Below are 7,679 nucleotides of genomic sequence, written 5' to 3'. Positions count from 1 at the left end.
GCCGGCCCATGGACATCGAGTGGGGCAAGGACGGCATCGACGGGGGGCTCTACATCCTGCAGGCCCGCCCCGAGACCGTGCAGTCGCGCCAGTCCGGCTCGACGCTGCGCCGGTTCCGGATGGACGAGCGCGGGCCGGTCGTCGTCGAGGGCCGCGCCATCGGCCAGAAGATCGGCGCCGGGGCGGTGCGCGTGCTGAGCTCGATCGACGCCATGCACGACTTCGAGCCCGGCGAGGTGCTCGTGGCCGACATGACCGACCCCGACTGGGAGCCGATCATGAAGCGCGCCAGCGCCATCGTCACCAACCGCGGTGGGCGCACGTGCCACGCCGCGATCATCGCCCGTGAGCTCGGCATCCCCGCCGTCGTCGGCACCGGCTCGGCGACCACGGACCTCGCCGACGGCCGCGAGGTGACGGTGTCCTGCGCCGAGGGCGACACCGGGTTCGTCTACGACGGGCTGCGCGAGTTCACCGTCACCGAGACCGCCCTCGACGACATGCCGGACCTGCCCGTCAAGCTGATGATGAACGTCGGCACGCCCGAGCAGGCCTTCGAGTTCGCGCGCCTGCCCAACCACGGCGTCGGGCTGGCCCGCCTCGAGTTCATCATCAACCGGCAGATCGGCATCCACCCGCGGGCCCTGCTCGAGCTCGAGGACCAGGAGCCGGGGGTGCGCTCCGAGATCGAGGCCCAGATCGCGGCCTACGCCGGGCCGCGCGAGTTCTTCGTCCAGCGGGTCGCGGAGGGGGTCGCGACCATCGCTGCGGCCTTCGCGCCTGAGCCGGTCATCGTGCGGATGTCCGACTTCAAGTCGAACGAGTACGCGGGGCTGCTGGGGGGCGAGCGGTACGAGCCGCACGAGGAGAACCCGATGATCGGCTACCGCGGCGCCGCCCGGTACCTGTCGGCCGACTTCGCCGAGTGCTTCGCGATGGAGTGCGAGGCCCTCAAGTACGTGCGTGACGAGATGGGCCTGACCAACGTCAAGATCATGATCCCGTTCGTGCGCACGGTCACCGAGGGGAAGGGCGTCATCGACCTGCTCGCCTCGCACGGCCTGGTTCGCGGCGAGAACGACCTCCAGGTCGTCATGATGTGCGAGGTGCCGAGCAACGCCGTCAACGCCGACGAGTTCCTCGACCACTTCGACGGGTTCTCCATCGGCTCGAACGACATGACGCAGCTGACCCTCGGCCTGGACCGGGACTCCTCGCTCGTCGCCGGGTCCTTCGACGAACGCGACCCCGCCGTCCGCAAGATGCTCGCCATGGCGATCACGGCGTGCCGCGAGCGCGGCAAGTACGTCGGCATCTGCGGGCAGGGCCCGAGCGACCATCCGGACCTGGCCGAGTGGCTGCTCGACCAGGGCATCGAGACGATGTCGCTCAACCCCGACACCGTCGTGGAGACCTGGCTGCGTCTGGCCCAGCACCGCAAGGAGACCGCCGGCCGGCGCTGACCCAGTGCGTTCGGTGAAGCTCGACCGGGCTCGGCGGAGCCCGGTCGAGCCTCGTCGGGCCTGGGCGTGGGGTGGGCGTGGGCGCGGCTCGGCCGAGCCCGCCGGCACCTCAGCCGGCCAGCCGGTCGCGGCGGCGGGCGAGGTAGGCGCGCTCGGCCGGGTTGCCGGTGAGCCCGATGGCCCGGTCGTAGGCTGCGCGCGCCTCGTCGACGCGGCCGAGCCGGCGCAGCAGGTCGGCGCGCGCGGCGTGGAACGCGTGGTAGCGGTCGAGGACCTCGGCGAGGCGGTCGACCTCGGCCAACCCGACCGCCGGGCCCTCGACCTCGGCCACCGCGACCGCCCGGTTGAGCCGCACGACCGGCGAGGGGTCGAGGGCCGCCAGCGCCCCGTAGAGGGCGACGACGTGGGACCACTGCGTGTCGCGCGCGGAGGGAGCGTCGGTGTGCACCTTGCTGATCGCCGCCAGCAGCTGGTACCGCCCCGGCCGCTCGCCGCCGGCCGCCACGACCTCGAGCCGCTCGCGGACCAGGGCGTCGCCCTCGGCGATGAGGGCCCGGTCCCACGTGCCCCGGTCCTGCTCGTCGAGGGTGACCAGCTCGCCGGTGGCCGACACGCGCGCCGACCGTCGGGCGTCGGTGAGGAGCATGAGGGCGAGCAGGCCGGCGACCTCGCCGTCGTCCGGCAGGAGCGCACGGAGCAGGCGGCCGAGACGGATCGCCTCGTCGATGAGGTCGACGCGGACCGGGTCCTCGCCCTCGCCGGTGAGGTAGCCCTCGTTGAAGACGAGGTAGACGACCGCGAGCACGTCGTCGAGCCGGTCGCGGACGTCGGCGGCCGACGGGACGCGGAAGGGGATGTGGGCTGCGGCGATCTTGGCCTTGGCGCGAGTGATCCGCCGCGCCATCGTCGTCTCGGGCACGAGGAACGCCCGGGAGATCTCGCCGACCGTGAGGCCGCCGAGCAGCCGCAGGGTGAGTGCCACCCGGGCCTCCACCGACAGCGCGGGATGACAGCAGGTGAAGAACAGCCGGAGCCGGTCGTCCTCGACGGGACCGGTCGGCTCGGCAGGTGAGTCGTCGTGGAGCATGTGGGCCGCCTGGTGCTTGGTGGAGCGTCGGGACTCGCGACGGATCCGGTCGATCGCCCTTCGGGTGGCGGTGGTGGTGATCCAGCCGCCGGGGTTGGGCGGCACACCGTCGCCCGGCCACCGTTCCGCCGCCCTCGCGAACGCCTCGGCGGCGGCCTCCTCGGCGACGTCGAGGTCGCCGAAGCGCCGGGCCAGGCCGGCCACCACCCGGGCCCACTCCTCGTGGTGGGCCCGGGTGAGCGCCCGGGCTGCATCGGCGGTCGCGTCGGTCACGGCTCCGTCAGCGCCCCACGAGCGTCTCGAGGGGACTCCGCGCCGGCGCGCCACCGCTCAGGCCCGCTGCGCGGGCTCGGTGCGGGCCATGCCGGCACCGCGGAAGCGGTGGACCTCCTGCGGCCAGTCGAGGGCCACGGCCAGGCGTCCGGCCCAGTAGCGCGCCGTCTCGTCGTCGGGCACGTCGACGACGCAGAAGCCGCCGAGGTGCTCCTTCGTCTCGGCGAACGGGCCGTCGGTGAACACGGGTCGACCCTCGTGCGCCACGACGCTGCAGATCGCGGTGTCGGCGTCGAGGCCGCCGTTGGTGAAGATGAGCACACCCTGCTCCTGCATCTCGCGCACCACGGCCCTGCTGGCGACCCCCTTGGCCCTGATCTCGTCCTCGGTGTGCTCCTGCACCCACTCGTCGTTGAAGGCGATGAGGTACTCCGTCATGGCTTCCACTCCTCTCGGTCCGGACGAGGACCCTGCCGGGGTCCTCTTCGGCGGCACGGCGGCCACTGCTCACCGGTTCCACGAACGCCGGTGCCCCGATACGAGAACATCCCGGAAGATCGCGCGAGATGTCGCGTGTCCCGCCGCCCGAGCCGACCCCCCAGGGGCCGGGCCGGGGGCCGAGCCCCGGCGGTGCGCGAACGCCGGTCGCAGCGGAGTACGCCATCTGACGTAGAGCGTGCTCCAGCCCGTGGACGAGTGTCCGACGCGACCAGCAGCGACACTGGGAGGACAGGGGAGCAGGACGCGGGACGGAGGCAGGGATCCGCGATGACACGTTCGGAGACACTCAGGCACGGATCGTCCCGACGGCACCGGGCGGCGCTCGGGGCGGGCGTCCTCGTCGCGGCCCTCGGGCTGGCCGCCGTACCGCTCGGCGCCGCCGACGGAGCCGCGACCTACCTCTACGTCGGGGGCGCGGGCTGCTCGGACACGGGGTCCGGCACCGCGACCGTCCCCTACTGCACCATCGCCAAGGCCGCCAAGGTCGCGGTCGCGGGGCAGACCGTGCTCGTGTCGACCGGCACGTACACCGACGAGGTCTTCCCCTGGCACTCCGGCGTCCAAGGGTCACCGATCACCTTCCGCCCGGCGGCGGGAGCCACGGTGACCATCTCAGGGCCCAAGCACGCCTTCACGATCAGCAACCAGAGCTGGCTCACGGTGTCCGGCTTCACCATGCAGGACACGAGCAAGGACGCCGTCTACGTCTACAACGCCACGGGCCTGACGCTGTCGGGCAACACCATCAAGAGGTCCGGGCAGCGGGTCCAGGGGTACACGGCGTACGGCATGTACCTCAACTCGATGACCGGGTCCGTCGTCAGCGGCAACCTCGTGACCGACAACTCCGCGTCGGGGATCTTCGTGACGAACGGCTCGACCGGCAACCAGCTCACGGGCAACGAGGTCTCCTGGAACGCCTACGGCTACGTGCGCAACGCCGTCGGGATCGACCTGCGTTCTGGGGGCAACGTGGTCGGCGGCAACCGCGTCCACGACAACGAGGACTCCGGCATCCAGTCCTACCCGGGCGGTGACGGCAACACGATCGTCGACAACGTCAGCTACCACAACATGGGTTTCAGCACCGCGTCGATGTCCAACTGCAGCGCCCCGCCGACCGGCAACACCGCCGGCTGCATCACCGGCGACCACGGCATCGACAACTACGGCGTCACCGGCAGCTCGATCGTCGGCAACACCGTCTACGGGAACGTCAGCGCCGGCATCAACCTCGAGGGCGTCCCGTCCGGCACGGCCAGCGGCTTCACGATCGCCGACAACGTCGCCGTCGACAACGCGATCGGGTGCCCGGACGGCGCCGGCGGGACGGTGAAGTGTCCGAGGACGAGGGGCAACATCCGTGTCGATGCCACCTCCCAGCTCGGGACGAGCGTCGACTTCGACCTCGTCAACCTCAGCGTGGCCGGCACGATGATGGTGTGGGGCTCGACCTCCTACACCTCGCTGGCCGCCTTCCAGGCCGCGAGCGGTCAGGAGCCGCGGGGGCTGCAGGCCGCCCCGGGCCTGACCAACCCCGCCGGCGGTGACTTCACGCTCCAGCCCGGTTCGCCCGCCATCGACTCGGCGAACTCCGGCGCTCCCGGCCAACCGACGACCGACGCGGCCTCGCGCCCCCGGGTCGACGACCCGGCCACCGTCGACACGGGCGTCGGCGTGCGCACCTACGACGACCGGGGCGCGTACGAGTACCAGCCCGCGACCCAGAACGGGGTGACCCCATGAGCCCGACCACGAGCGCCGTCCGTCGGCGGCGCCACCTGACCGGAGTCCTCCTCGCGACCGGGCTGGCCCTGGGCAGCGCCGTCGTCGCCAACGGCGCCTCCCGCGAGGCCGGTGGTGCCGGGCCGGTCGGCAGCACCTCGGCGTCGCGCGTGGCCGGCCCGTCCGCCACCGACTGCGCCGCCATGGGCGCCGTCGTGGCTGCCGCCGCCACCGCCTCGTCGACGGGTACGGCTGGCACGGTCGACGCCGCGCGGGGCCGGGCGCTCGGCGTGGCGCGGTCGACGGCGTCGGACGACGTCCGCGAGGTGGCGCAGAACCTCGCCGACGACCTCGCGGCCTACCGCGTCGCCGTGACGACGGCATCGAGCGAGTCGCACCGGCGCCGCACCGACATCGGCCTGATGATCCACGGCGACCTCGTCGCGGCGCGGCTCCTCTGCGGGCGGTGACGGCGAGGCCGTGACGACACGGCGACGACACGGCGACGACATGGCGAAGGCCCCGCACCGACGGTGCGGGGCCCTCTGGCCGGGGTGAGTGACGGGACTTGAACCCGCGACCACCTGGACCACAACCAGGTGCTCTACCAGCTGAGCTACACCCACCATGCATGCCACGAGCCGGGCCCGGAGGCTCGGCGTCGTGGGACAGCGACGCCAATCGTACACGGCCCCAAAGGGTGCTCGTGACCACCCGGTCGGCAGTGCCGGGCCCGCTCGCGGGACGGTCAGTGCTGGATGACGTGGGGCTGCGCGAGTGCCTTGGCGGTGGCGCTGTCGGGCCCCGGCTGGGGCACGAAGACCGCCTCGCGGTAGTAGCGCAGCTCGGCGATGGACTCGCGGATGTCGGCGAGGGCTCGGTGGCCGCCGGACTTCTTCGGCGCGTTGAAGTAGACGCGCGGGTACCAGCGTCGGGACAGCTCCTTGATCGAGCTGACGTCGATGATGCGGTAGTGCATGTACTGCTCCAGCACGGGCATGTCGCGCGCGAGGAAGCCGCGGTCGGTGGCCACGGTGTTCCCGCCGAGCGGGGCCTTGCGCGGCTCGGGGACGAAGGTGCGCACGTAGTCGAGGACGACGGTCTCGGCCTCGCGCACCGTCACGCCCCGGTCGAGCTCCTCGATGAGCCCGGACGTCGTGTGCATGTCGCGCACAAAGTCGTCCATCTGCTCCAGGGCCTCGTCCGGGGGACGGATGACGACGTCGACGCCCTCGCCCAGCTGGTTCAGCTCGAAGTCCGTGACGAGGGCCGCCACCTCGATGAGGGCGTCGGACTGGAGGGACAGCCCGGTCATCTCGCAGTCGACCCAGATGATGCGGTCCGCGATGGCACGGTGGTTGGTCTCGCTCACCGGACCACCATAGAGGCTCGCCGCCCAGGCCCACGGCGGTGCACGCGGCACGGCTGCCACGGTCGCCGCTGCACTAGCCTTCCGCCATGACCTCAGGGGACGTCACGACGGGGCCGCAGTGGAGCCCGGCACGCAACCCGACGCGGCGCCCGGTGCTGCGCTCGCTGCTGACCGTCGGCGTCGTGGGCTCGGTGTTCCTCGTCTGCCTGCTCGTCCTCGTGGGCATCCTCGGCCAACGGCTCACCGCCCAGGTCATCATCACGTCGGCGCTCACGGCGATCATCCCGCTGTTCGTCATCGTCCCGACCTACCTCTGGCTCGACCGCTACGAGGCCGAGCCGGTGCGCTACCAGGTGTCCGCGTTCCTCTGGGGCGCGCTCGTGGCGGTCGTCGGTGCCTTCTTCCTCAACACGTTCGGCCTGAAGATCCTCGTCGAGGCGCGCTGGACCGACCCGCTCGCCACCGGTGCCGTCTACCTCGCACCGGTCACCGAGGAGACCCTCAAGGGCCTCGGCGTCCTGCTCGTCTACCTGCTGCGGCGCAGGGAGTTCGACGGGATCGTCGACGGCATCGTCTACGCCGGGCTCATCGGCGCCGGCTTCGCCTTCAGCGAGAACATCCTCTACCTCGGCCAGGCCTACGACGAGTACGGCAACGAGGGCCTGACGGCGACGTTCCTCGTCCGTGGCCTCATGGGGCCGTTCGGGCACCCACTGTTCACCTCGCTCACCGGCATCGGCATCGGGATCGCGGTGTCGGCCCGGCGTCCGGCCACGCGGGTCGTCGCCGTCGTCGTCGGCTGGGTCTGCGCCATGGTCCTGCACGGGTTGTGGAACCTGTCGGCGCTCGCCGGCATGGACGGGTTCTTCGAGGCCTACGCGACCTACCAGGTGCCGCTCTTCCTCGCCTTCGTCGGCTTCCTCGTGTGGCTGCGCCGCCGAGAGGGCCGGCTCATCGGCCAGTACCTGTCCCCGTACGCCGACGCCGGCTGGCTGACCCACGCCGAGGTGACGATGCTGTCCCAGCTGCGGCTGCGTCGGGCCGCCCGGCAGTGGGCCCGCCGCAGCGGCGGCCGTCCCGCGAAGCGGTCGATGGAGGCGTTCCAGGACAGCGCGAGCGACCTCGCCCTGCTGCGGTCGCGGCTCGTCCACGGCACGGCAGAGGCCGATGCCCAGCGACGCGAGCTCGTCCTCCTCGAGGCGATCACCGCCCATCGCCGCGCCTTCGTCGGCTCACCGGTCACCTGAGCGATCGGGCT

7 protein-coding genes and 1 tRNA gene are annotated in these 7,679 nt (G+C 72.0%); 4 read left to right on the top strand and 4 right to left on the bottom strand.

From position 1 onward, the window contains the following. Nucleotides 1–1,463 (top strand): phosphoenolpyruvate synthase (ppsA, locus tag ACPYOM_RS10030; RefSeq protein ID WP_481345816.1); only part of this gene is annotated, 1,463 nt, incomplete at its 5' end. A gap of 109 nt (nucleotides 1,464–1,572) precedes the next feature. On the opposite strand, the gene ACPYOM_RS10025 is transcribed toward ppsA, so the two are convergent. Continuing rightward, nucleotides 1,573–2,823: an RNA polymerase sigma factor gene (locus tag ACPYOM_RS10025; RefSeq protein WP_481345815.1), complete on the bottom strand. Its 1,251-nt coding sequence runs from the start codon at nucleotides 2,821–2,823 to the stop codon at nucleotides 1,573–1,575. Nucleotides 2,824–2,880: 57 nt separating this feature from the next. Then, nucleotides 2,881–3,261: a YciI family protein gene (locus ACPYOM_RS10020; protein ID WP_481342870.1), complete on the bottom strand. Its 381-nt coding sequence runs from the start codon at nucleotides 3,259–3,261 to the stop codon at nucleotides 2,881–2,883. Nucleotides 3,262–3,591: 330 nt separating this feature from the next. Here ACPYOM_RS10020 and ACPYOM_RS10015 point away from each other — a divergent pair, with 330 nt between their 5' ends. Together ACPYOM_RS10015 and ACPYOM_RS10010 are read left to right on the top strand one after the other, a co-directional pair. Then, nucleotides 3,592–5,070 carry a right-handed parallel beta-helix repeat-containing protein gene (locus ACPYOM_RS10015; RefSeq protein ID WP_481345814.1) on the top strand — a complete coding sequence of 493 codons (1,479 nt, stop codon included), beginning with the start codon at nucleotides 3,592–3,594 and terminating at the stop codon, nucleotides 5,068–5,070. Then, nucleotides 5,067–5,519: a hypothetical protein gene (locus tag ACPYOM_RS10010; RefSeq protein ID WP_481345813.1), complete on the top strand. Its 453-nt coding sequence runs from the start codon at nucleotides 5,067–5,069 to the stop codon at nucleotides 5,517–5,519. Before ACPYOM_RS10015 ends, ACPYOM_RS10010 begins: the two co-directional genes overlap by 4 nt. 83 nt (nucleotides 5,520–5,602) lie before the next feature. On the opposite strand, the gene ACPYOM_RS10005 is transcribed toward ACPYOM_RS10010, so the two are convergent. Beyond that, a tRNA-His gene (locus tag ACPYOM_RS10005) sits at nucleotides 5,603–5,675 on the bottom strand. A gap of 122 nt (nucleotides 5,676–5,797) precedes the next feature. Then, nucleotides 5,798–6,364: an oligoribonuclease gene (orn, locus tag ACPYOM_RS10000; RefSeq protein WP_481342876.1), complete on the bottom strand. Its 567-nt coding sequence runs from the start codon at nucleotides 6,362–6,364 to the stop codon at nucleotides 5,798–5,800. A gap of 143 nt (nucleotides 6,365–6,507) precedes the next feature. Here orn and ACPYOM_RS09995 point away from each other — a divergent pair, with 143 nt between their 5' ends. Then, on the top strand, nucleotides 6,508–7,668 hold the full coding sequence (locus ACPYOM_RS09995; RefSeq protein WP_481342867.1) for a PrsW family intramembrane metalloprotease: 1,161 nt from the start codon (nucleotides 6,508–6,510) through the stop codon (nucleotides 7,666–7,668). The last annotated feature ends 11 nt before the right edge of the window (nucleotides 7,669–7,679 follow it).

This window comes from Monashia sp. HAY1-2A (assembly GCF_056755315.1).
This window is presented reverse-complemented; position numbering and strand designations above follow the sequence as displayed.